This is a genomic window from Streptomyces sp. NPDC047022, assembly GCF_040644155.1.
Taxonomy (GTDB): Bacteria; Actinomycetota; Actinomycetes; order Streptomycetales; family Streptomycetaceae; genus Streptomyces.
Map to the genome: position 1 here is coordinate 1 of NZ_JBEYVV010000007.1, position 23445 is coordinate 23445.

The window sequence follows — 23445 nt, forward strand, 5'->3', positions numbered from 1 at the left end:
TCGTACTCACCCGAGAGACTCTCTCAGGCTTTCCTCCGGGCGCTTCCCTTCGGTGTTTCCGACTCTATCAGATCTTTCCGATCCGATTTCCTCGGCGCTTTCCAGGTCAGCGCTTCCGCGCTTTTCCTTTCCGGCGGTTCCGACTTTATCAGAGCGTTTCTGTCTCTCTGACCACCGCACCGCAGACATGCGGAACAGGACCCCGAGATAGGATCTGACAAGTGTGGATGCTGCCGGAGCAACGACACGTGGCCGCGTCACTCGCTCCCAGGCAGGAGTACGACTGTACCCGCAGCGACGGAGCCGTTGCAAATCGGTGGGGCGGCGTGTCCAGGACTCTCAACCCCCTATGTCTCATGCGGAACCGGCACTTCATATGACCTACGCTGCTGCTCAGTGCGCCGCCCGGGACAGGCAGTGGCGGCCCATCTGGATCTCCACCCTGGGAGGCTTCCCATGACCACCGTGACGTCCCCTATCGCAGGACGAGCGATCGCGCTGGCCGCAGTGCCCGACCCCGTGTTCTCCGGAGCGATGGTCGGCCCCGGTATGGCGATCGATCCCCCGCGCGAGCCCCTGGAGGCCGTCTCTCCTGTGGACGGGGTCATCGTCTCGCTCCACCCCCACGCGTTCGTCGTCGTGGACGGAGACGGGCACGGCGTGCTCACGCATCTCGGCATCGACACCGTGCAGCTCAACGGCGAGGGTTTCGAGCTTCTCGTCAACAAGGGCGACACCGTCGCACGCGGCCAGGTGATCGTTCGCTGGAACCCGGCCGCCGTCGAACGGGCCGGCAAGTCGGCGGTGTGCCCGGTCATCGCGCTCGAGGCCTCGGCCGACTCTCTCACTGGTCTCCGCGAGGACGGCGAAGTGAAGGCGGGCGACCAGCTCTTCGCCTGGCAGTGACGCCGACGCCGTGACGAACGGCACCACACACAACCATCGCGGTGGCGGATTCCGCCGCTTTATTCGGAGACGGGTGAGATGGAAGCAACGCTGCGAGGCGTCGGTGTAAGCCACGGGGTGGCGATCGGCGAGGTCCGGCATATGGGCACGGCGGTGCTGGAGCCACCGGCGAAGCAGATTCCGGCACAGGACGCGAAGCGCGAACAGGGGCGTGCCCGCCAGGCCGTGGACGCGGTGGCGGCCGATCTGATCGCGCGCGGCAATCTGGCCGGGGGTGAGGCTCAGGCCGTGCTGGAAGCCCAGGCACTGATGGCTCAGGACCCCGAGCTGATGGCAGATGTAGATCGTCGTGTCGCCGTCGGCAGTACGGCGGAGCGGGCGGTGTACGACGCGTTCGCCGCCTACCGTGAGCTGCTCGCCAACGCCGGTGAATATCTCGCCGGTCGTGTCGCAGACCTCGACGACGTGCGGAATCGGATCGTCGCGCGGCTGCTCGGGGTGCCCATGCCGGGCGTCCCGGACAGCGACGAGCCGTATGTCCTGGTCGCGCGCGACCTCGCCCCCGCCGACACGGCGCTGTTGGACCCGGCCCTGGTTCTCGGGTTTGTCACCGAGGAGGGCGGACCCACCAGTCACAGTGCGATCCTCGCGCGGGCCCTCGGCGTGCCGGCCGTGGTCGCACTGCCCGGTGCGGGTGAGCTCGCCGAGGGCACCGAGATCGCCGTGGACGGCAGCACAGGCGAGATCTTCGTGAATCCGACCGACGACAAGAAAGCACAGCTCGTAGCCGCGGCGGCGGAGCGCAAGGCGGCCTTGGCCGCGGCCACCGGGCCGGGCGCCACGGCCGATGGTCACAAGGTGCCGTTGCTGGCGAACGTCGGCGGCCCGGCGGACGTGCCGGCCGCGGTCGACGCCGGGGCCGAAGGTGTCGGTCTGTTCCGCACGGAGTTCCTCTTCCTGGACGACAACAAGAACGCGCCGTCCGAGGAGAAGCAGACCGAGGCATACAGGCAGGTCCTGGAGGCATTCCCCGAGGGCCGTGTCGTCGTGCGGGTACTGGACGCGGGTGCGGACAAGCCCCTGGAATTCCTGACTCCGGCGGACGAGCCGAACCCTGCGCTCGGCGTACGGGGCCTGCGGACGCTGCTCGTCCACCCCGAGGTGCTGCGGACGCAGCTGGCCGCGCTCGCCAGGGCCGCCGAAGGGCTGCCGGTCTATCTCGAGGTGATGGCGCCGATGGTCGCCGACCGGAGCGACGCGAAGGCGTTCGCGGACGCGTGTCGTGAGGCCGGGCTGCAGGCGAAGTTCGGTGCCATGGTGGAGATCCCCTCCGCGGCCTTGCGGGCGCGCTCGATTCTGCAGGAGGTCGAGTTCCTGTCGCTGGGGACCAACGACCTCGCGCAGTACACGTTTGCCGCCGATCGCCAGGTCGGTGCGGTGTCGCGTCTGCAGGATCCTTGGCAGCCCGCGCTGCTCGACCTGGTCGCGCTGTCCGCCGAGGCGGCGAAGGCCGAGGGCAAGAGCTGCGGTGTCTGCGGCGAGGCCGCCTCGGACCCGCTTCTGGCCTGTGTGCTGACCGGTCTGGGTGTCACCTCCCTGTCCATGGGTGCGGCGTCGATCCCCTATGTCCGGGCGACGCTGGCGAAGTACACGCTGGCCCAGTGTGAGCGCGCGGCGGCGGCGGCGCGTGCGGCGGATTCCGCGGACGACGCACGCCGGGCTGCCCAGGTGGTGCTGTCCGGCGAGTGATCCGTACGCGTCCGCGTCCGGTGTCGTGCGGTCAGGGGCGCTCCCTCCGCGGGTGGAGCGCCCCCGGCTCGCCTCTGTGGGTCCGCGGGGCCTGCCGCGTCTCCTGAGCCCCGCTCAGTCTCTTGAGTCCCCTCAATGGGCGTGGCCCGTCGGGTGCCCGTCGTCCCCGAGGTCGGGCGGGGCGCAGTAGTCCACGCCGGATTCCGGGGAGATCAGGTCTCCGGACTCGATGTCGGTGCAGTAGGCGTCGAAGACCTCCCCCGCGGTGAGCGGTTCCAGGCGTTCTCCACGCAGTCGCCAGCCGTAGACGCGCTCCGTCGCGTCGGGTGCGGTGGTCCGCATGACGAGTCCGCCGGGGCTGTGGGTGGCGATACCCAGAGCGAGGACACTGGCGAACTCGAGCGCCTCCGTCTCGTCCAGGCGGGCCGTGCCGTCCGGTTCCTTGTCGGACCGGAGCACTGCGACCAGGGTCTCGGGTTCGGTCGAGACGCTGCAGACCAGGTGGCGGTGGCCGGGGCCGGCTGTGTCCAGGACGCGGGTGACGAGCCTGGAGGCGTGTGCGAAGGCGGCTCGTCCGATGTCCTCTCCGCAGCGGGCGCAGGCTCCGAGGCGTGCCAGGACCGTGGTCGCGTACTGCCAGGTCACCTGGCGTACGGCTTCGCCGACGAGGTCGGGTACGAGTTCGGCCAGGGGTTGGCCCTCGTACAGGACGGTCGGTCCTGTTGCCGCCAGTTCCGCTGTGAAGCGGGTGCGACTGACCGGAGTGTCCGGTTCCAGCCCGCTCTCGGCGCAGAACTGCGCGTACTCCTCCGGGTCGAAGAGCGCGACCATGGTGTGGCTGCCCTGCGCGGAGAGGGTCCTGAGCAGGTCTTCCACCTGATGGAGATAAGCCGTGTGGTCGTCGAAGGCGAAGCTGCGGTAGCGCCGCATAGCGGTGAAGTCGTGTTCGTCGGTCAGCAGGCCGATGGTGCCCGCGATCTCACGGCGCAGGTCGGGTCGCAGTGTCTGGTCGGTGTGCGGCATGTGTCCCCCTGTGTGCGGTCGATCGTTCGTCACTCACAGTAACCGGGTCCACTGACAACGCCTCGTGCCCGCGACGGCGGCCGGGCCGTCGCGGGCGTTCGGCGGGGTCTGCCGAGAGGGGTCAGGCGCGTTTGCGGGCGAGGTCCTCGTAGAAGTGGAGCAGGTCCACGTTGTCGATGGAGCCCGGGTTGACGGCCTTTTCCAGCGCAGTTCCCTGCAGAAGACGTTTGACGGGGACCTCGATCCTCTTGCCGGTGAGGGTGTGCGGGATGCCCGGGACCTCGATGACCTCGTCCGGGACGTGACGTGGTGACAGGTGCTCGCGGATGGTCTGCTTGATCCGGTTCAGCAGGCCGTCGTCCAGGACGGCTCCGGGTGCCAGCTGGACGAACAGGGGCATCCAGTAGCCGCCGTCGGGCTGCTCGGCGCCGATGACGAGGGATTCCTTGATCTCGGGGAGGCGCTCGACGACCTCGTAGATGTCGGCGGAGCCCATGCGGACGCCCTGCCGGTTCAGGGTGGAGTCCGAGCGGCCATGGATGATCACGGATCCTCGTGAGGTGAGGGTGATCCAGTCGCCGTGCCGCCACACTCCCGGGTACATGTCGAAGTAGCTGTCGTGGTAGCGGCTGCCGTCGGGGTCGTTCCAGAAGCGGATCGGCATCGACGGCATCGGGTTGGTCACGACGAGTTCGCCGACCTCGTCGACGAGGGGCAGGCCGCTGGGGTCCCAGGACTGGAGGTCGGTGCCGAGGCCGGGCGCCTGGAGTTCGCCGATGTGCACCGGGAGGGTGGGGACGGCTCCGGCGAAGCAGGAGCACACGTCCGTGCCGCCGCTGACGGAGGCGATCCACAGATCGTCACGCACCTCGTCGTGCAGCCAGGTGAAACCGTCGGGCGGCAGCGGCGAGCCCGTCGTGGCCACGCACCGCACGTGGGCGAGGTCGTAGTCGCGTGCCGGGTGTACGCCTGCCTTGCGGCAGGCCATGACATAGGCGGCGGATGTGCCGAAGAGGGTGGCTCCGGTGCGTTCGGCGACGCGCCACTGGGCGCCGGTGTCGGGGTAGCCCGGGCTGCCGTCGTACAGGACGATCGTGGTGCCCGTCAGGAGGCCGGAGACGAGGAAGTTCCACATCATCCAGCCGGTGGAGGTGTACCAGAACAGGCGGTCGTCGGGGCCCAGGTCGCAGTGCAGACCGAGCTGCTTGAGGTGCTCGATCAGGATGCCGCCCTGGGACTGGACGATGGCCTTGGGCAGGCCGGTCGTGCCCGAGGAGTACAGCACCCATAGCGGGTGGTCGAAGGGGACCTGCTCGAAGGCGGGCTCCACGTCCGCCGAGGTCAGGTCCGACCACTCCAGGGCGCCGTCAGGGGCGTCGGTGCCGAGGAGCGGGATGTGGACGACGGCGCGCAGGGTGGGCAGTTCGCGGCGCAGCTCGGCAGCGGTCTGGCGCCGGTCGTGCTTCTTGCCGCCGTAGCGGTAGCCGTCGACCGTGAACAGGACGACCGGTTCGATCTGCTGGAAGCGGTCCAGGACGCTGCGGGCGCCGAAGTCCGGCGCGCAGGAGGTCCACACGCCGCCGACCGCCGCCGTGGCGAGGAGGGCGACGACCGCCTGCGGGATGTTGGGTACATAGGCGCTGACGCGGTCCCCCGGTCGTACTCCGAGAGCGCGCAGTTCGGCGGCGAGGGAGCCGACCTGGCGTCGCAGCTCGGACCACGTGACGGGGCTGGGTTCGTGGGTCTCGTCGACGGCCAGGAGGGCCGGCTCGTGGGGGCGTGTGGCCGCGGCGCGCAGAGCGTGTTCGGCGTAGTTCAAGGTCGCCCCGGGGAACCACTGAGCACCCGGCATGGAGCGGTCGCCGAGCACGCGCGTGTACGGGGCGGAGAAGCGGACGTCGAACCACTCGGTGACGGCTTTCCAGAAGGTCTCGAGCTCGTCCACCGACCAGCGGTGCAATGTCGCGTAGCCGCCCTCGGCGGGTGCTCCGTGGTGCTCGGCGGCCCAGGACTGGAACCTGGTGATCTGCGCCCGGGCGACGCGGTCGGCGTCGGGCTGCCAGAGCGGCATGGCGTTCGCTGAGGTCATGGAGCGGCTCCCGGGCTGTGCGCGTCGTGGGCGTGGTCCGCGCACGAGCTGGGGTGTGCGCGTCACGCGGATGACAGGGACGATGCCATGTGATCGACTTCTGCACCAGGGTGCGCCTCACATGGTCGCCATCATGAAGATGTGCTCAGGCCATGGGTGAACGACAGTTGAACGGCGCCCCCCTTCGGGGATGTCAATGGCAGGGTGAGCAGCATGGACGGTCGTGACCTGGTGCGTTCGGTGAAGGCGGTCGGTTCGGGGGGCGCTGCGCAGGGTCTGCGCACCGTGCGGGCCGCGTGGCGCAGAAGGCGCGCCGACGCCGACGGGCTGCCGCGGCGGGGGGTGGAGCGGGCGCGGATGCCCGGCCTGGTGGAGGAGGTGGAGCCGGGTCCCGGCGGTGGGATCGTCCGCTTCGCCAGAGCCGAGCTGCGGATCATGGTCGCCGCGAACGGTGCCGTGTTCTGGGGGTGGGACGGAGCTGGGCCCGAGCCGTCGTACGCGCTCGCGGGCCGCTGTCCTGAGCCGGATCCGCGGGCCGTGCTGGAGCCGGACAAGGACGGCGGCTGGCGGGTCGTGGCGGAGCGCGTCACGGTCGCGGTGTCGCGTCACGGCGCCATCGAGGTGCGCACACCGGGCGGGGTGACCCTGCGTCACGATCTCCCGCCCCGGTGGTGGGAACCGGTGGGCGGTGGTGGCGCCCGCTGGATGCAGCGGTCCGAAGTGGCGGCGGACGGGCGGTTCTTCGGGCTCGGCGGGCGAGCGTCGGGGCCGCGGCTGCGTGACGGGACGTACCGGCTGTGGAACACGGATCCGGCGCAGCCGTTCGGGCCCGGCGACGACCCCTTGTACATCACGATGCCGGTGCAGATGGTGGTCGCCGACGCCGCCACGCACCTGGTGTTCCACGACACCTCGTGGGACGGCACGGTGACCTTGCGCGAGGGCGCGGAGGGCGCGGGCTCGGGTCATGACCGGCCGGGCGTGTGCGAGACGCGGATGGACGGAGGTCCGCTGCGCTGCTGGGTGATGGTGGGCACGCCCGCGCGCGTGCTGCTCGTCTGGGCGTCACTGACCGGTGCGTCCGCCCTGCCTCCGGCCTGGGCTCTGGGGCATCACCATGCGCGGTGGGGCTTCGGCAGCGAGCAGGAGGTCCGGCGGATCGTCGCGGGCTACCGGGAACGGGGTCTTGCGCTCGACGCGGTCCATCTGGACATCGACCACTACGACGGCCACCGGGTGTTCACGGTCGACCGGGAGCGCTTCCCGAAGCTGCCAGAGCTGGCTCAGGAGCTTCGGCGGGACGGGATCCGTCTGGTGTCGATCGTCGACCCCGCGGTGAAGGCCGAGCCGGGCAACGCCGTGTACGACAGCGGGAGTGCCGCCGACGCGTTCGTGCGGGACGCGTCGGGCCGGCTGGTCGAAGGGGTGGTGTGGCCCGGTGAGGCCGTCTACCCGGATTTCACGGACGCGCGTGCGCGGGAGTGGTGGGGCGGGCTCTACGAGGAGCGCCTCGCCGAGGGTTTCGCGGGTTTCTGGCACGACATGAACGAGCCGGTGTCGTTCACGGCGTTCGGGGAGAACACGCTCCCGCTCTCGGCCCGGCATGCGCTGGAGGGCCGTGGCGGTGATCATCGGGAGGCCCACAATGTGTACGCGCTGGGGATGGCCCGGGCCGCGTACGAGGGGCTGCGCGCCCTCGTCCCGCAGGAGAGGCCGTTTCTCTTCTCGCGCTCGGGGTGGGCCGGCATGCAGCGCTACGGAGGCACCTGGTCCGGGGACGTGGCCACGGGCTGGCCGGGACTGCGTGCCTCGCTGTCCTTGGTGATCGGGCTCGGGCTGTGCGGCGTCCCGTACTCCGGGCCGGATGTGGGCGGCTTCGACGGAAGCCCGTCAGCGGAGCTGTATCTGCGGTGGTTCCAGCTCGCCTCGTATCTGCCGCTGTTCAGGACGCACGCGAGTCTGCGTGCCGGGCGCCGGGAGCCCTGGGAATTCGGCGACGAGGTCCTGGAGCACGCGCGCGTGGTGCTGGCCGAACGGCGTCGCCTGCTGCCGTATTTCGTCACGCTGGCGCATCTGGCGCGCCGCACGGGAGCGCCCTATGTGCGGCCGCTGTGGTGGGGTTCGCCGGAGGACAGGGTCCTGCGGGACTGTGAGGACGCCTTTCTGCTGGGCGACAGCCTGCTGGTGGCGCCGGTCCTGGACCCCGGTGTGCGCCGGCGGACGGTGTCGCTGCCGCGGGGGCGCTGGTACGACACGGCGACCGAGGAGGCTTACCAGGGGCCGGGACAGGTCGTGGTCGACGCGCCTGTGGGGCGGATTCCGGTGTTCGCGCGTGCGGGCGCCGTTCTGCCCGTGCGGGGCGAGGACGGCGAGGTCGAGCTGGAGGCGTGGGCGCCGGCACGGGGCCGTTCCGGTCGCGGGCTGGTGATCCCGGACCTGGGCGGTGGCTGGGACGAGCCGGAGGCCGAGCGCTATGTGGCGCGGTGGAAGGGCCGCACGGTGGTGGTGGACAGAGACGGATCGGGCACCCGGGAAGCGTCTTCGCGTCCGGTGCGCGTACGGGGCCTCGGGCGTGAGTGAGGCGGGCGGCACGCGCGCGTGGCCGCTCCGGACGTGGTCCGGTCGGTACGCGCGCGTGGCGGTCACGTGTGGGAGTGCTCGTGGACCGTCGCGGAGGACCGACACTTGCGGGACGTCTCGGGTGGCCTCCCGCCCGTAGCTCACATGTAGCGGCCTTCGAACCAACCCCGCACCGCCAGCGTGTGCAGCGGGAAGGTGAGTTCGGTGGGGCGGCGCAGGAGATGCCAGCCTTCCGTCTCGTCCGTGCCCGCGGACGGCGGCAGTTCGGCGGCCGGACGTTCGGGCAGGAGCCCGAACAGCAGGAGGTGGCCGTCGGGCGAGCTCATGGCGTCGGCCAGCCGCACATCGCGGGCGGCGGCTTCGATGCCGGTCTCTTCCTCGAGTTCGCGGACGACGGCGTGCCGCCAGTCCTCGCGGTGGTCGATGAACCCTCCGGGCAGGGCGACGCCGCCGCGGGCGGGAGGGATGGTCCGGGTGATGACGACCAAGGCGGTTCCCCTGGTGTCGTACACGGGCTGGAGGGCCACGGCGACCGGCAGCGGATTGCGGTAGGCCACCGAGCCGCAGTCGGCGCAGGTGCGGGGCCAGCCGGAGACGCCCTCTCCGTAGGGCGCTCCGCAGCTCGAACAGTGTGAGTCCGGCACGGAGCTGGTGGATACGAACGGGGATTCGGACACGGGGCGGACTGTATCCGATCGCGGCCGACCTGGACGGTCCGTGGCGTTCCAGTGCGCTGCGGCCGTCACGGCAGCATCGGGGTGCCAGGTGGTTCTTCGAGACGCCTGCCCATTTGCGAGAGCCCGTGGCAAACTTCTGACGTTCCGTCAGTTAGCGCCAGGAGGGGCCATGTCACGTGTGCGTACACCTGTGGTGGCCGGGTGGTTCAGCGGCGAGGGGGACGACTTCCGCCTCATCGGCACCCGGTGCTCCGCGTGCGGCTCGGTGTTCTTTCCACGTGAAGACACCTTCTGCCGCAATCCGGCATGCGAGGGCGGCGACCTCGCCGAGACGCGGTTGTCCGCGCGAGGGCGCATCTGGTCCTACACGGACGCGTGTTACCAGCCACCGTCACCCTATGTGACGAATCCGGAACTTCCCTGGGAGCCCTACGCGCTGGTCGCGGTGGAGCTGGCGGCGGAGCGCATCGTGGTCCTGGGGCAGGCGGTGCCCGGAGTGACCGTCGCCGATCTGGCGGTGGGCATGGAGGCCGAACTCGTCCCCGGCGTGCTGCACGAGGACGCGACGACGACCTGGACGACATGGCACTGGCGGCCGACGGGGGTGGCGATATGACGGACGATGTGGCGGTGCTCGGCGCGGGTATGCACCCGTGGGGCAAGTGGGGACGCGGCTTCATCGAGTACGGGACGGCGGCGGCGCGCGCGGCACTCGCCGACGCACGGATCGCCTGGCGGGACATCGGCTCGGTGGTCGGCGCCGACACCGTCCGGGGCGGCTACCCCGGATATGTGGCGGGGGCGACGTTCGCCAAGGCCCTCGGCTGGCAGGGAGCGCGGGTCACGAGCGTGTACGCGGCCTGCGCGTCCGGGGCCCAGGCGATCAATACGGCGCGGACGCAGATTCTTTCGGGACTCGCGGACGTGGTGCTCGTGGTCGGGGCGGACTCGGCGCCCAAGGGGTTCTTCCGGCCCCTGGGCGGAGACCGCCCCGACGATCCCGACTGGCTGCGCTTCAGGGTCCTGGGAGCCACGAATCCGGTGTACTTCGGGCTGTACGCACGCCGGCGGATGGCCGTCCATGGGGACACCACCGACGACTTCGCCCAGGTCAAGGTCAAGAATGCGGCGCTGGGAGCGCTCAATCCGAACGCTCGCTACCGCCGGAGGGTGACCGCCGAGGAGGTGGCCGCCTCGGCTGTGGTGGCCGACCCCCTGCGGCTGCTCGACATCTGTGCGACATCGGACGGCGGTGCCGCGCTCGTGCTGTCGAGCATGGAGTTCGCACACCGGCACGGACAGTCGCGGCCGGTACGCATCCGGGCGGTGTCCACGGTGACTCCTCGCTATCCCAACACGGTGCTCGATCTGCCCGACATCGCGACGGACTCCGCGGTGGCGGTGGCGCCGGCCGGTGAGACCTTCCGCGCGTCCATCGCGCGTACGGCGTACGAGGAGGCGGGAGTCGGCCCCGAGGACCTCTCTCTCGCCGAGGTCTACGACCTGTCGACCGCCCTGGAGTTGCAGTGGTACGAGGATCTGGGGTTGTGCGGTGAGGGTGAGGCGGCGAAGCTGCTGCGGGAGGGTGCCACCGCGCTCGGCGGGCGCATCCCCGTCAATGTGAGCGGAGGACTGGCCTCCTTCGGGGAAGCGGTTCCGGCTCAGGCCATCGCCCAGGTGTGCGAGCTGACATGGCAGTTGCGGGGCGACGGGGGCGACCGGCAGGTGGTTGGTGCGCGCGTCGGGATCACCGCCAACCAGGGACTCTTCGGGCATGGATCAGCGGTGATAGCCGTGCGGTGACCGGACACACCGGCCTGAGCCACCTCACCTGCGGCGGACGTTCGCACGCTCTGTGATCACCCGGGAATCCTGTGTGAACAGGTTATGAACTGGGTGCCCGCGTGCGCCGGTGGCGCCATCATGCTCCCGTGCCCTCCTGGACGGACAGTCTCCGCTTCGCCTTCCAACCGGTGGTCAATCTGACGACCGGAGGAGTCGCGGCGCTGGAGGTCCTCGCGCGCCCGGAGACCGGCGACATCCTCGCACAAGCTCGTCGGGACCCCGGACTCGACGGGAATCTGGCCGCGTTGGCGATCCGCGCGGCGGCGCAGTGGGGGACGCCACTGCCGCTGCACGTGAACGTGTTCGCCGGTACCCCCGCCGATCTCGGAGGACTGGGCGCCCTGCGCAACGCCGTGCAGGAGGCGGGACGGCTGCCGTGGGAGGTGACGGTCGACATCGGCCCGCCGTACACACATGTGCCGCACCAGGCATTGCTGGAGGCCGTCGGACAGCTGCGCGAGGAAGGCTTCCGGATCTGTGCGGACGGCGTCGGCGACGGCGACGCTCCGCTGCGACTGCTGTCCGACATGGCCCCGGACCTCGTGAAACTCGATGTCTCCCTGCTGCTCCGGCCGGCCGCCGTACGCGCCATGCGGACACTGTGCGAGCAGTTGGGCGGCCTCCTGTCGGTCGAGGGCGTGGAGACGGAGCTGCAGTGCGCGGCCGTACGGGCGGCGGGTGCGCAACTGGCGCAAGGTGACCTGTTCGCCCCGCCGTCCCGGCGGCCCACCGCGGACGTATACGTTCCTCCCCAGCCGTCCTCCCTGACGGGGGCACCTCTCACAGGACCGTCCGTGCGGCAGTTCGTACGGCCCGCCGCCCTGCTGCCCGCCACCGCTTCGGCCGCACGGGTCCGGGCGCTGCTCACCGGTTCGCCCGAGGTGTCCGGGGTGCTCCTGGTCGACCTGGCCGGGGTGCCCGTCCGTTCGGTGCACCGCTCGCGCTTTCTGCTGTCGATGTCGGGGCGCTACGGGCACGCGCTGTACGCCGACCGGCCGGCCGCGAAGCTCGGCGATCCGCCCCGTACGGTCGGGCTGGACGCCACCGCTTGGGAGGTGCTCGACGTGGTGGCGGACGGGGGCCGCGACCGCACCTCGGACGATGTGGCGGTGGTCGACCGGTACGGGCGGTGCGTGGGCGTCGTACGGCTCGCGGATCTCGTGCGTGCTCTGGCGGAGAGCCGGGTCGAGGAGGCCGCGGGGCTCAATCCGCTGACCAGGCTGCCCGGTTCGGATGCGATCACCCAAGAGGTGGACCGGCGGATCGCGGACGGGCGGACGTTCGCGCTGAGCTGGCTGGATGTCGACCATTTCAAGCGGGTCAACGACGGCGCGGGCTTCGCCGCCGGCGACGAACTGATCCGCACCGTGGGACGGGCGTTGCAGGGCGCCGCATCGGGCAGCACCCGCGTGGGTCACATCGGCGGGGACGACTTCCTGGTGCTGACGGATGCGGAACTGCTCGATCCGCTGGCCGCTTCGATGCTGGACGCGCGCTGGTCGGCCGGCGGCCACGCCGTCACGCTTTCGCTGGCCACGGTCCTGTGCGCACCGGGCAGCGTGAGCGACCACCGTCAGGCAGCGGCGTTCCTGGCACCGCTGAAGCAGGCGGCGAAAGCGCTGAAGGGCGCCAGTTGGGTTCTGGGCCGCGCCGGGCTTCCGGGCCACGAGATCCGGCGTGGTTCCTCGCCCGCGAGAGCCCAGGCGGGCGGTCCGGTGCGGGGCTGAGGACCGGCGGACGCCGGGCTTCCCCTCGGGTACCCGCCACCCCTCCCCGTACGGACGCGTCGCGGCAACGGGTGCCGTCCGCAACCTTGACGCTCTCCGGACGGCGGTGAAAACTTCCGGATGTCGGTCGGCGTCGCCGCATTCGGGCCTCTTCAGACAGCGAGCCACGAGACCCACGCCAGCCTCCGGGTCATCCCCATGGGCGATTCCACTGCACAGGCACACTCGTCGCGGACGCCGGGCAGGGCGCGGGACCCGCCCCTGCCTTCGGCTGAAGCCGCCAGAGGAAAAGCACCCTGCGCAAAGGACGGACCCGGGGCGGAACCGCCCCTCGCGAGCGCCCAGGAGCTGCCATGACCCATGGAAGCATTTTCGTCGGCGAGTTGATCGGTACGGCAATCCTCATCCTGTTCGGCGCGGGCGTCTGCGCCGCTGTCACGCTCAACTACTCCAAAGCCAAGGACGCCGGCTGGGTCGTCATCGCCTTCGGCTGGGGTTTCGGCGTCCTCGCGGGCGCCTACACCGCCGCCCCGAAGTCCGGCGGGCACCTCAACCCGGCGGTCACTCTCGGACTCGCCATGGCCGGCATCACCGAATGGCGGGACGTTCCGTACTACCTGCTGGGCCAGATGACGGGCGCGATCCTCGGAGCCGTGCTGACCTGGCTGCTCTACTTCGCCCAGTTCCAGGCCAACTCCGAGGACGACAAGGCGCTGCCCACGCTCGGGATCTTCTCGACGGCCCCGGAGATCCGCAAGCCGGCGGCCAACCTGATCACCGAGATCATCGCGACCATGGGCCTGGTGCTGCCCATCCTGTTCTTCGGCAAGAACCTCGGCACCGGCATCGGCCCGATCCCCGGCAGCACCGCGTACGGCTCGGGCATCGGGATCCTGCTCGTCTCCCTGCTGGTCGTCGGGATCGGCCTCTCCCTGGGCGGGCCCACCGGATACGCGATCAACCCAGCTCGCGACCTCGGTCCGCGCATCGCCCATTCCCTGCTGCCGATCCCCAACAAGGGGACCTCGGACTGGGGTTACGCCTGGATACCGGTGGCCGGACCGCTGATCGGCGGCGCTGTATCGGCCCTCGTGTACAAAGCAGCCTTCTGAACCCTTTGACGAAGGGGACACCATGACGGACAACGCCCAGAAGTACGTTGCCGCGATCGACCAGGGCACCACGTCCAGCCGCTGCATCATCTTCGACCACGGCGGCGCCATCGTCGCCGTCGACCAGCGCGAACACCGCCAGATCTTCCCCAGGCCGGGCTGGGTGGAGCACGACGCCACGGAGATCTGGTCCAAGGTGCAGGCGGTCGTCGCGGGTGCGCTGGCGAAGGCCGGGCTGCGCTCCGACGAGCTGAGCGCCCTCGGCATCACCAACCAGCGCGAGACGACGGTCCTGTGGGACCGCGCCACGGGCAAGCCCGTGCACAACGCGATCGTCTGGCAGGACACCCGTACGGCCGCGCTGTGCGGCGAACTCGGCGGCTCCGACGGGCAGGACCGTTTCCGCGAGCAGACCGGTCTGCCTCTGGCGAGCTACTTCTCCGGGCCCAAGGCGGTCTGGCTCCTCGACAACGTGCCCGGCCTCAGGGCCCGCGCGGAGCGGGGCGAGATCGCCTTCGGCACCATCGACTCCTGGCTGATCTGGAACCTCACCGGAGGCACGGACGGCGGACAGCACGTCACCGATGTCACCAACGCCGGGCGCACCATGCTGATGAACCTCGAGACGCTCGAGTGGGACCCCGCGATCCTGTCCGCCATGAACATCCCGGAGGCGATGCTGCCTCGGATCAGGTCCTCCGCCGAGGTGTACGGGAGCGCCGTCGGCCAGCTCTCGGGCGTTCCCGTGGCCTCGGCGCTGGGCGACCAGCAGGCGGCTCTGTTCGGACAGGCCTGCTATGACGTGGGCACGGCCAAGAACACCTACGGCACGGGCAGTTTCCTGCTGCTGAACACCGGGAACCGACCGGTCGCGTCGAAGAACGGGCTGCTGACCACCATGGGCTACAAGATCGGCGACGAGGCACCGGTCTACTGCCTCGAGGGCTCGATCGCGATCACCGGTGCCCTGGTGCAGTGGTTCCGTGACCAGCTCGGCATCATCCGCTCCGCGGACGAGATCGAGGCACTGGCGGCGAGCGTCGACGACAACGGCGGAGCGTACATCGTGCCCGCGTTCTCCGGGCTGTTCGCGCCCTACTGGCGCTCCGACGCGCGCGGAGTGATCACCGGGCTGACGCGGTACGTCACGAAGGCTCATCTCGCCCGGGCGGTGCTGGAGGCGACGAGCTGGCAGACACGCGAGGTCGTGGACGCCATGCACCAGGACTCCGGGGTGCAGATCACCACCCTCAAGGTCGACGGCGGTATGACGAAGAACGGTCTGCTGATGCAGCACCAGGCCGATGTGCTCGGTGTCCCGGTGATCCGCCCGGTGGTCTCCGAGACGACCTGCCTGGGCGCCGCGTACGCGGCCGGCCTGGCGACCGGCGTGTGGAACGACCTCGACGAACTCACGTCGCACTGGCGCAAGGACTCCGAGTGGGCGCCCTCCATGGCGGCGGGGGAACGCGACGGCGAGTACCGCAACTGGCGCAAGGCCGTGGAGAAGAGCTTCGGCTGGCAGGAGGACGGGACGGTCTGACGACGCCCTCCACGCGCGCGTGCGGCTCACACGCGACGCACGCGCGCGTATCCCGGGTGCGGGCTCAGGTGCTGACGCGCTCGCCGCGCCCCGCCGCGTGCGCCATGGCGTGGCCCACGACCTCGATCAGGACCTCCTTGACCGACTCCCGCTCGCGGGCGTCGCACAGGACGACCGGCACACCGTCGTCCAGGTCGAGGGCCTGGCGTACGGCCTCGGCGGGATAGCGGGGCATGTCCTCGAAGCAGTTGACGCCGACGACGAAGGGAATGGAGCGACGCTCGAAATAGTCGACGGCCGCGAAGCAGTCCTCCAGACGCCGGGTGTCGGCGAGGACCACGGCACCCAGGGCGCCGGTGGCCAGTTCGTCCCACAGGAACCAGAAGCGGTCCTGGCCGGGTGTCCCGAACAGGTAGAGCACCAGGTCCTCGCGGAGGGTGATACGGCCGAAGTCCATGGCGACCGTGGTGGTGCGCTTGCCCTCCACGCCGCTGGTGTCGTCGACCGGGCGGCCCGCTTCGGTGAGCACCTCCTCGGTGCGCAGCGGCCTGATCTCGCTCACCGCGCCGACGAGGGTCGTCTTGCCCACGCCGAAACCGCCGGCCACGAGGATCTTGAGCGTGACGGGCTCGACCGGGGGCTCGCCGCGCTCACTGCGCCCGAAGATCATCGTTCTCTTCTCCTGCTCGATGGGGGTCGGGCGGTGGAGGCCCGTAGCCTCCGCCGCCGGGGGTTTCGACGACCAGTACGTCTCCGGGGCCCACGTCCGCCACATCACTGCCCTCGAGGTGCAGCACGGTGCCGTCCGCACGTTCCACGCGGTTGGCCCCGAGCTCCCCCGGTTCCCCGCCGGCCATGCCGTACGGCGGGACCCTGCGGTGCTGGGAGAGCGTGGAGACGGTCATGGGCTCCTGGAACCGGATGCGGCGGACAGCGCCGTCCCCGCCACGCCAGTGCCCGGCACCGCCGCTGCCGTACCGTACCGCGAACTCGTCCAGCAGGACCGGCAGTCGCCATTCGAGGATCTCGGGATCGGTCAGTCGTGAGTTGGTCATGTGGGTCTGCACGACGGGTGCGCCCGGGAAGCCGTCTCCCGCCCCCGATCCGGAGGCCACGGTCTCGTAGTACTGGTGGCGGTCGTTGCCGAAGGTGACGTTGTTCATGGTGCCGGAACCCTCCGCCTGCATCCCGAGTGCCGCGTAAAGGGCGCCGGTGATGGCCTGGGAGGTCTCGACGTTGCCCGCGACGACGGCCGCCGGAGGTTCGGGGGCGAGCATGGAACCGGGCGGCACGACGATGTGGAGGGGGCGCAGGCAGCCGTCGTTGAGGGGGATGTCGTCGGCGACGAGCGTACGGAACACATACAGGACCGCGGCGTTGACGACCGAGAAGGGTGCGTTGAAGTTGGTGTCGAGCTGTGCCGACGTACCGGTGAAGTCGACGGTCGCCGACCGGGTGTCGCGGTCGACCCGCACGCGGACGCGGATGACGGCGCCGGAGTCGGTCTCGTAGGCGTACTCGCCGTCGTCCAGGGCGTCGATGACGCGGCGGACGGATTCCTCGGCGTTGTCCTGAACGTGCCGCATATAGGCCTGGACGACGTCGAGCCCGAAGTTCTCGATCATCCGGCCCACCTCGTCGACGCCCTTCTGGTTGGCGGCGATCTGGGCACGCAGATCGGCGAGGTTGGTCCTGGGATTACGTGACGGGCAGAAAGCCTCGGTGAGCAGGCGGAACGTCTCCTCCTCGCGGAAGCGGCCGTTCTCGACGAGCAGCCAGTTGTCGAAGAGAACGCCTTCCTCGTCGATGGTGCGGCTGTGCGCGGGCATGGAGCCGGGAGCGATGCCACCGATCTCCGCGTGATGGCCGCGTGAGGCGACGTGGAACAGGATCCGCTCACCCTCCGTGTCGAACACGGGCGTGATGACGGTGACATCGGGCAGATGGGTGCCGCCGTGGTACGGGTCGTTGACCGCGTAGGTGTCGCCGGGACGCATCCGGCCCGCCCGCCGCCGGATGACCTCCTTGACGCTGGTGCCCATGGAGCCGAGGTGCACGGGGATGTGCGGGGCGTTGGCGACCAGGTTGCCCTCGGGGTCGAAGAGTGCGCAGGAGAAGTCCAGGCGCTCCTTGATGTTGACGGACTGGGCCGTGGACTCGAGGCGGGCGCCCATCTGTTCGGCGATGGACATGAAGAGGTTGTTGAAGACCTCGAGGAGAACCGGGTCGGATTCCGTGTCCAGTTCGGAACTCTCTGTGACCGCCGTGCGTTCCATGACCAGATGCCCGTCGTCGGTGGCCGTGGCCCGCCACCCGTCGTCGACGACGGTCGTAGCACCGTCCTCGGCGATGATCGCGGGGCCGGTGACCGTTTCGCCGGGGGGCAGGTGTTCCCTGCGGTGGAGGGGTACGTCGCGCCGGACGCCGCCCGTGTGGAGGCGTGCGGTCCCGGCTGCGGCTGAGCTGCCTTCGTAGGGGGCGAGCGCGGAGAGATCGGGGGGTTCGGTGATGCCAGTGGCTTCCACGGAGAGGGCTTCGACGACGACGGGGCGGTCGAGCGTGAAGGAGTACGTGACGCGATGACGTTCTTCGAAGGCGCGTCTCATCGTGTCGGGCTCGGCCAGTTCGACGGTCAGGGTGGTGTCCGTGCCGTCGTACCGCAGGTGCGCCCGGCGGGTGACCCGGATGCGGTCCTCGGGGATCTGCTCGGCGAGGAGTTCGGTGCGGGCGGCGCGCTCCAGGTCGTCGGCCGTCTCCAGTACGCCGGACATCGAGCCGGGCTCCAGGGGAGCCTCGACGGACTGCTCTCGCATGGCCGTGGTGTCGGCGAGCCCCATGCCGAGCGCGGAGAGCACCCCCGCCATGGGCGGCACGAGGACGGTGCGGATACCGAGGGAGTCCGCGACCATGCACGCGTGCTGACCGCCCGCCCCGCCGAAGGTTGTGAGCGCATAGCGGGTGACGTCGTGGCCCTTCTGCACGGAGATCCGCTTCACCGCGTTGGCGATGTTGGCGACGGCGATCTGCAGGTAGCCCTCCGCGACCTGTTCAGGCGTGCGGTCGTCGCCGGTCCGTTCGCTGATCCTCTCCGCGAGCGCGGTGAATCGCGCGTGGACGAGAGCGTCGTCCAGGGGCTGATCGCCGTCGGGACCGAACACCGCCGGGAAGTGGCCGGGCTGGATACGGCCGAGCATCACATTGGCGTCGGTGACGGTGAGCGGGCCTCCGCCGCGGTAGCAGGCGGGACCGGGGTCGGCTCCCGCCGAGTCCGGCCCTACGCGGTAGCGGGAGCCGTCGAAATGCAGTACCGAGCCGCCTCCCGCGGCCACGGTGTGGATGTCGAGCATGGGAGCGCGGAGCCGGACGCCGGCGATCTGGGTGGTGAGGACGCGTTCGTACTCGCCGGCGAAGTGCGAGACATCGGTCGAGGTGCCGCCCATGTCGAAGCCGATGACCCGGTCGTAGCCGGCGAGCCCCGACATCCGCGCCATGCCCACGATGCCGCCCGCGGGCCCGGAGAGCACTGCGTCCTTGCCGCGGAACTGCCCGGCCTCGGCGAGCCCGCCGTTGGACTGCATGAACATCAGCCGTACGCCCGCGAGTTCGTCGGCGACATGCTGGACATAGCGGCGCAGCACGGGCGAGAGGTAGGCGTCGGCGACGGCGGTGTCACCGCGCGGGACCAGTTTCATCAGGGGGCTGACCTCGCTCGAGAGCGAGATCTGCGGGAAGCCGATGCGCGCGGCGAGCGCGCCGATCGCCTGCTCATGGGCAGGGTGCAGATGGCTGTGCAGGCAGACGACGGCCACCGCGCGGATCCCGTCGTCGTACGCCTCCTGGAGTGGGACGGTGAGGGCGTTCAGGTCGGGTGTGCGCAGGATCGTGCCGTCGGCCTGAATGCGTTCATCGGCCTCGACGACCCGTTCATAGAGCGCTTCGGGCAACTGGATCGCACGGGCGAAGATGCTCGGGCGGTTCTGGTAGGCGATGCGCAGGGCGTCGCGGAAGCCGCGGGTGATGACGAGGAGGGTGCGTTCACCCTTGCGTTCCAGAAGGGCATTGGTGGCGACGGTGGTGCCCATGCGGACGGATTCGATCGGCTCGTCGCGGTCGAGAAGTTCGCGTACGCCCGCGACGGCCGCGTCGGCGTAGCGGTGGGGATTGTCCGACAGCAGCTTGTGGGTGAGCAGGCGGCCGTCCGGGCGGCGCGCCACGATGTCGGTGAAGGTACCGCCGCGGTCGACCCAGAACTGCCAGCCCGTGGTCACGTCCGTCTCTCCGATCGCGCTGTCCCACACCATGTCCGCGGGGTGCCCGGCACACCGCGGTCGGCCGTCGACGATCGCTCAGATCATAACGGGCGGGCCATCGCCTTCGCGGCCCGCACGCGAGAAGGCCGCGCCGCGCCACCCGTCCCGCGTACGGGGGTTGCCGCGCGCTCCCCCGGAGCGCGCGGCGACCCCGGCTCACAAGGCCCGCAGGCCGTTGATCACATCGCGCAGGATGCTCTCGTCCACCAGTTCCGCGGGCGGCACGGGACGTGTGACATGCACCAGTTCTCCGTCCACGAGGTCCCCGACCATCACGCGCACTACGCCGATGGGCAGGTCGAGTCCGGCGGCGAGCTCGGCGACGGACTGGGGGGTGCCCCGGCACAGGTCGACGATGTCCAGGTGTTCCGGCGACAGCGTCGGGTCGGCTCCCAGGCCTTCCTCATGGGGCTCGGCGACGACCACCGCGATCAGGTCGAGCCGGTGCTGGGCCGCATGGCTGGTGCGGCCCCGTGTCATCGCGTACGGCCGGACCACCGGCCCGGCCTCGTCGTCGAACCAGTGGCTGCTTCCCTGATCGTCTCCGCTCATGCCATCTCACTACCCGCCCGAGGGCACATCGCTGCGCGGCGCGGAGCCCAGATGTACGCCGACCCGCCTGACCAGCAGCGTCATCTCGTATGCGACCTGGCCGATGTCGGCTTCGGCGTCCGAGAGGACCGCGAGGCAGCTTCCGTCGCCCGCGGCCGTGACGAACAGGTAAGCCTCGTCGAGTTCGACGACCGTCTGGCGGACGCCGCCGACGTCGAAGTGCCGGCCGACGCCCTTGGCGAGGCTGTGGAATCCGGAGGCGACCGCGGCCAGATGCTCGCTGTCCTCCCGGCTCAGCTCCTTGGAGACCCCTGTGGGCAGACCGTCGCTGGAGAGCACGATCGCCTTGCGGATATTGGCGACACGCTCCACCAGGTCGTCGAGGAGCCAGTTCAGCTCTCCCGTCGCCTTTTCGGCGGCGTTGGGCCCTGCGGCCTTCGGTGCGGTCATCGACCGTCTCCCTTTGTCGTTCCTCGTGCTGAGCCGTCCCGGGCGTCGTCGCCCGCGGCGTTCTCCTCGCGTCCGCGCTGCCAGCCCCGCTGCAGCGAGGCGAAGCGGCTTCGTACTTCGTCGGCGTCGCGCTCGGTGACTTCCGCCCGGTTCGCGGTGCGGGATCCATCACGTTCGGCGTGCCGGTCGGGGTCTTCCTTCAACTGCGGGGCGAGACTGGCCTGCCGTACACGGCGGGGCAGTGCGCCCGTGTCCGATTCTGCCGGGCTGCTCGCGGCGTTCTCGTGCGAGGGGGCCTCGTCGGGGGCGGCCGGGGGACGGGGGCGGCGCCGCTGCGGCAGAGCCGGCATCTCGGGGTTCCCGGTCGTCGGACCTACGGAGCCGTCGGGAGTGTGCCCGGAGCGGCCCTGCGGACGCCCGGCCTCCCGGTGCCCCGTGAGACGGCGCTCGCCGGGGTCAGGATCCACTTCGCCTCCTGAGCGCCGCGGTCCCGGGCCTGTCACCGGGCGGCCGTGCGAGCTGACGAGTCTGGGGGTACCGCGCCGGGGAAGCGGGATCGGGGCACCCGAATGTCCGGTGTCTCCGGAGCGGGCCGGTTCACGGCGCGTGCCGTGTGCCGACTGGTGCTCCTCGCCCGGTGCCTCGGCGAGGGAGCGGCGGGGGCGGAAGATTCCGCCGCGTTCGCTGTCCTCGTCGTCGAGGGCGCCGGGGAAGCCGTCGAGCGCGTCCAGATCGACGGGGGCCTCCAGTTCGACCGGGCCGTCCAGGATCGTGGCCGGCATACCGGGAAGTTCACCGGGCGCTTGCGGGATCGTCGTGGCGCGCTCCAGCGCTGTGCCGGATTCCGGTTCGGGCAGTGGACGGTCGAGACGGAAGCCGATGCCGTTCGTGTCGGGGATCTCGTCCGTCAGCAGGGGCTCGGGGATGAGGACGATGGCCGTGGTGCCGCCGTAGGGGGACGGCTGGAGGGAGACCCTGACGTTCTGCCGTTGTGCGAGTCGGCTGACCACGAAGAGCCCGAGTCGGTCGGTGTCGGAGAGTTCGAACTCGGGGGTTTCGGCGAGGCGCAGATTGGCGTCCAGGAGCGCTTCCGCCGTCATGCCGAGGCCGCGGTCGTGGATCTCCAGGGTGAACCCGTTGGCGACGCGTTCGCCGATGACCTGGACTGCGGTGTGCGGGGGCGAGAACACCGTGGCGTTCTCGAGGAGTTCGGCCACCAGGTGGGTGAGGTCGGCGACGGCGGGTCCGGTGACGGCCACCCGGGGCAGCCGGCGCACCTCGATGCGTTCGTAGTCCTCGACCTCGGCTACGGCGGCTCGTACCACGTCCATGAGCTGGACGGGTTTGCGCCACTGCCGGGAGGGGGCGGCGCCGGAGAGGATGACCAGGCCCTCGGCATGCCGGCGCATGCGGGTGGTGAGGTGGTCGAGCCGGAACAGGTCGGCGAGTTCCTCGGTGTCCTCGGTCCTGCGCTCCATGATGTCGAGCAGGGTGAGCTGCTTGTGCAGCAGGACCTGACTGCGCCGGGCGAGGTTGACAAAGACCTCGGAAACTCCCGCGCGCAGCTCTGCCTGCTTGACCGCGGCCTCGACCGCCGCGCGCTGGAGGGTGTTGAGTGCCTGGCCGACCTCGCCGATCTCGGTCTTGTCGTACTCGAGGCGTGGTACCTCGGTCTCGATGTCCACGTGTTCGCCGGTCGACAGCCGCCGCATCACGCTGGGCAGCCGTACCCCGGAGGCCTCATGGGCCTCCCGGCGCAGCCGGCGCAGGTCACGGATGAGGTCGCGGCCGACGCGCGCGGATATGAAGAGCGAGAAGAGCACGGCGAACAGGCCCAGGACGCCCACGACGACGGCCTTGCCGATGACGTCCATGGCATAGGGGTGGACGCGTTCCTGATATCGCTTCTCCGCCTGTGTGCTCATTCTGTCGAGCTGGTCGAGGGCTCCGCCGGCCGCCTCGTCCCAGCCCTTGGCACTCACGCCGTGCGGGGTGCCGGCGTCGGCGGAGACGACGTTCTGTTCGGCCACGCGCAGAGCAGCGGTGTCGGCGTCGTTCCAGTAACGCTGGAAGCGGTCGCTCTCCGACTCCGGCAGCAGCGGCAGGCTGACGTCGTACATGACGCTGCGCTGGGCGACGAGGTCGGAGATGTCGCGGATCTCGGCGCGGGTGATCCGGCCGTCGACCAGCGCGGAACCGAGGAGCGCGTCCTCTCGGGAGAGCAGTTCACGGGCGCGGAAGACGCCCACGAGCGCACGGCCCTGCTCGTCGACCTCGACGTTGTCCAGGACGTGCAGGCCGGTCAGGAGTGTGAAACAGGGGTCGACCAGGCGGTCGTAGAGGTCGAGGGCCTGGGAGCGGTCGACGGTGCCGTCCTCGACGCTGCGGCGCAGGGAACCGATGCCGTCGAGGGCGTCCAGGACGGAGGTCAGGTGTTCGGCCGTGTCCGGCCCCATGTCGCCCTGCACGCCGGGCTCCTGGCCGTGGCGGCGGAGTTCGGCCACGACCTGATCCGTGGCGGCGCGGCTGCGATGGAGCGCGGTGAGAGCTTCGGATGCGCGCGGGTCCGCGAGGTAGACGAGGGTCTGATGTCGTTCCTGCTGCAGGACGCGCACGGTGTCCTCGGTGGGGTAGCCGATCCTCTCGATGGTGTGCGACACGTCGAAGAGCGACTGGGCCTCACGGCCGGTGAGCACTGTCGCGAAGGCCCAGATGGCTGTGAGGGACAGCAGCGGCACGAGAAGCAGCGCCACGATCTTCCGGCGGATCGACTTCCCGCGAAACCGCATGGCCTCCCCCAGCTCGACCCCCCTCCGGACCGGGGGCACACATGTGCGTCAACAAACGGCGCGAGCCTACTACTCACTGGTGAATATCTCGAA

Annotated in this window: 16 protein-coding genes; 8 read left to right on the forward strand and 8 right to left on the reverse strand. The window is 70.3% G+C overall.

What is annotated here, in order from left to right; all coding sequences use genetic code 11:
- Positions 1–456: 456 nt before the first annotated feature.
- Both ABZ845_RS10330 and ptsP read left to right on the forward strand, forming a co-directional pair.
- Positions 457–906, forward strand: a complete 450-nt coding sequence (locus ABZ845_RS10330; RefSeq protein WP_360975813.1) for a PTS glucose transporter subunit IIA — start codon at positions 457–459, stop codon at positions 904–906.
- Between the two features lie 78 nt (positions 907–984).
- Entirely contained in the window at positions 985–2655 is a 1671-nt protein-coding gene (gene ptsP, locus ABZ845_RS10335) for a phosphoenolpyruvate--protein phosphotransferase (protein WP_360975816.1), read from the forward strand.
- A gap of 132 nt (positions 2656–2787) precedes the next feature.
- Here ptsP and ABZ845_RS10340 read toward each other — a convergent pair whose 3' ends face one another.
- Complete coding sequence (locus ABZ845_RS10340) at positions 2788–3678, reverse strand: hypothetical protein (RefSeq protein WP_360975819.1); 891 nt, start codon at positions 3676–3678, stop codon at positions 2788–2790.
- Positions 3679–3799: 121 nt separating this feature from the next.
- A complete protein-coding gene (locus ABZ845_RS10345; protein WP_360975822.1) occupies positions 3800–5767 on the reverse strand; it encodes an acetoacetate--CoA ligase in 1968 nt (655 codons plus the stop codon).
- Between the two features lie 213 nt (positions 5768–5980).
- Here ABZ845_RS10345 and ABZ845_RS10350 point away from each other — a divergent pair, with 213 nt between their 5' ends.
- Positions 5981–8347, forward strand: coding sequence for a TIM-barrel domain-containing protein (locus tag ABZ845_RS10350; RefSeq protein ID WP_360975825.1), 2367 nt, complete (start codon positions 5981–5983; stop codon positions 8345–8347).
- Between the two features lie 140 nt (positions 8348–8487).
- Here ABZ845_RS10350 and ABZ845_RS10355 read toward each other — a convergent pair whose 3' ends face one another.
- Entirely contained in the window at positions 8488–9024 is a 537-nt protein-coding gene (locus tag ABZ845_RS10355) for an NUDIX domain-containing protein (RefSeq protein ID WP_360975828.1), read from the reverse strand.
- A 190-nt stretch (positions 9025–9214) separates the two neighbouring features.
- Here ABZ845_RS10355 and ABZ845_RS10360 point away from each other — a divergent pair, with 190 nt between their 5' ends.
- The 5 genes from ABZ845_RS10360 to glpK all read left to right on the forward strand — a co-directional run bounded on the left by ABZ845_RS10360 (position 9215) and on the right by glpK (position 15251).
- Positions 9215–9640 carry a zinc ribbon domain-containing protein gene (locus ABZ845_RS10360; protein ID WP_360976413.1) on the forward strand — a complete coding sequence of 142 codons (426 nt, stop codon included), beginning with the start codon at positions 9215–9217 and terminating at the stop codon, positions 9638–9640.
- Positions 9637–10827, forward strand: coding sequence for a lipid-transfer protein (locus ABZ845_RS10365; RefSeq protein ID WP_360975831.1), 1191 nt, complete (start codon positions 9637–9639; stop codon positions 10825–10827). The genes ABZ845_RS10360 and ABZ845_RS10365 overlap by 4 nt, the downstream gene beginning before the upstream one ends.
- 128 nt (positions 10828–10955) lie before the next feature.
- A complete protein-coding gene (locus ABZ845_RS10370; protein ID WP_360975834.1) occupies positions 10956–12596 on the forward strand; it encodes a GGDEF domain-containing protein in 1641 nt (546 codons plus the stop codon).
- Between the two features lie 353 nt (positions 12597–12949).
- Positions 12950–13708 (forward strand): MIP/aquaporin family protein, encoded by a 759-nt coding sequence (locus tag ABZ845_RS10375; protein ID WP_360975837.1) that lies wholly within the window; start codon positions 12950–12952, stop codon positions 13706–13708.
- Positions 13709–13730: 22 nt separating this feature from the next.
- Positions 13731–15251, forward strand: a complete 1521-nt coding sequence (gene glpK / locus ABZ845_RS10380) for a glycerol kinase GlpK (RefSeq protein WP_360975840.1) — start codon at positions 13731–13733, stop codon at positions 15249–15251.
- Between the two features lie 64 nt (positions 15252–15315).
- On the opposite strand, the gene ABZ845_RS10385 is transcribed toward glpK, so the two are convergent.
- The 5 genes from ABZ845_RS10385 to ABZ845_RS10405 form a co-directional block, all read right to left on the reverse strand.
- Complete coding sequence (locus tag ABZ845_RS10385) at positions 15316–15921, reverse strand: ATP/GTP-binding protein (RefSeq protein WP_360975843.1); 606 nt, start codon at positions 15919–15921, stop codon at positions 15316–15318.
- Positions 15902–19552 carry a hydantoinase B/oxoprolinase family protein gene (locus ABZ845_RS10390; protein WP_360975846.1) on the reverse strand — a complete coding sequence of 1217 codons (3651 nt, stop codon included), beginning with the start codon at positions 19550–19552 and terminating at the stop codon, positions 15902–15904. The genes ABZ845_RS10385 and ABZ845_RS10390 overlap by 20 nt, the downstream gene beginning before the upstream one ends.
- 165 nt (positions 19553–19717) lie before the next feature.
- Entirely contained in the window at positions 19718–20113 is a 396-nt protein-coding gene (locus ABZ845_RS10395) for a DUF742 domain-containing protein (protein WP_360975849.1), read from the reverse strand.
- A gap of 9 nt (positions 20114–20122) precedes the next feature.
- Positions 20123–20563: a roadblock/LC7 domain-containing protein gene (locus tag ABZ845_RS10400; RefSeq protein WP_360975852.1), complete on the reverse strand. Its 441-nt coding sequence runs from the start codon at positions 20561–20563 to the stop codon at positions 20123–20125.
- Entirely contained in the window at positions 20560–23352 is a 2793-nt protein-coding gene (locus ABZ845_RS10405; RefSeq protein WP_360975855.1) for a nitrate- and nitrite sensing domain-containing protein, read from the reverse strand. The genes ABZ845_RS10400 and ABZ845_RS10405 overlap by 4 nt, the downstream gene beginning before the upstream one ends.
- Between the last annotated feature and the right edge of the window lie 93 nt (positions 23353–23445).

Excerpts from the sequence above, each read along its gene's own strand:
- ABZ845_RS10330 (WP_360975813.1), top strand. The coding sequence starts at position 457 with ATGACCACCGTGACGTCCCCTATCGCAGGACGAGCGATCGCGCTGGCC.
- ptsP (WP_360975816.1), top strand. The coding sequence starts at position 985 with ATGGAAGCAACGCTGCGAGGCGTCGGTGTAAGCCACGGGGTGGCGATC.
- ABZ845_RS10340 (WP_360975819.1), bottom strand. The coding sequence starts at position 3,678 with ATGCCGCACACCGACCAGACACTGCGACCCGACCTGCGCCGTGAGATC.
- ABZ845_RS10345 (WP_360975822.1), bottom strand. The coding sequence starts at position 5,767 with ATGACCTCAGCGAACGCCATGCCGCTCTGGCAGCCCGACGCCGACCGC.
- ABZ845_RS10350 (WP_360975825.1), top strand. The coding sequence starts at position 5,981 with ATGGACGGTCGTGACCTGGTGCGTTCGGTGAAGGCGGTCGGTTCGGGG.
- ABZ845_RS10365 (WP_360975831.1), top strand. The coding sequence starts at position 9,637 with ATGACGGACGATGTGGCGGTGCTCGGCGCGGGTATGCACCCGTGGGGC.
- ABZ845_RS10375 (WP_360975837.1), top strand. The coding sequence starts at position 12,950 with ATGACCCATGGAAGCATTTTCGTCGGCGAGTTGATCGGTACGGCAATC.
- glpK (WP_360975840.1), top strand. The coding sequence starts at position 13,731 with ATGACGGACAACGCCCAGAAGTACGTTGCCGCGATCGACCAGGGCACC.
- ABZ845_RS10385 (WP_360975843.1), bottom strand. The coding sequence starts at position 15,921 with ATGATCTTCGGGCGCAGTGAGCGCGGCGAGCCCCCGGTCGAGCCCGTC.
- ABZ845_RS10390 (WP_360975846.1), bottom strand. The coding sequence starts at position 19,552 with ATGGTGTGGGACAGCGCGATCGGAGAGACGGACGTGACCACGGGCTGG.
- ABZ845_RS10395 (WP_360975849.1), bottom strand. The coding sequence starts at position 20,113 with ATGAGCGGAGACGATCAGGGAAGCAGCCACTGGTTCGACGACGAGGCC.
- ABZ845_RS10400 (WP_360975852.1), bottom strand. The coding sequence starts at position 20,563 with ATGACCGCACCGAAGGCCGCAGGGCCCAACGCCGCCGAAAAGGCGACG.
- ABZ845_RS10405 (WP_360975855.1), bottom strand. The coding sequence starts at position 23,352 with ATGCGGTTTCGCGGGAAGTCGATCCGCCGGAAGATCGTGGCGCTGCTT.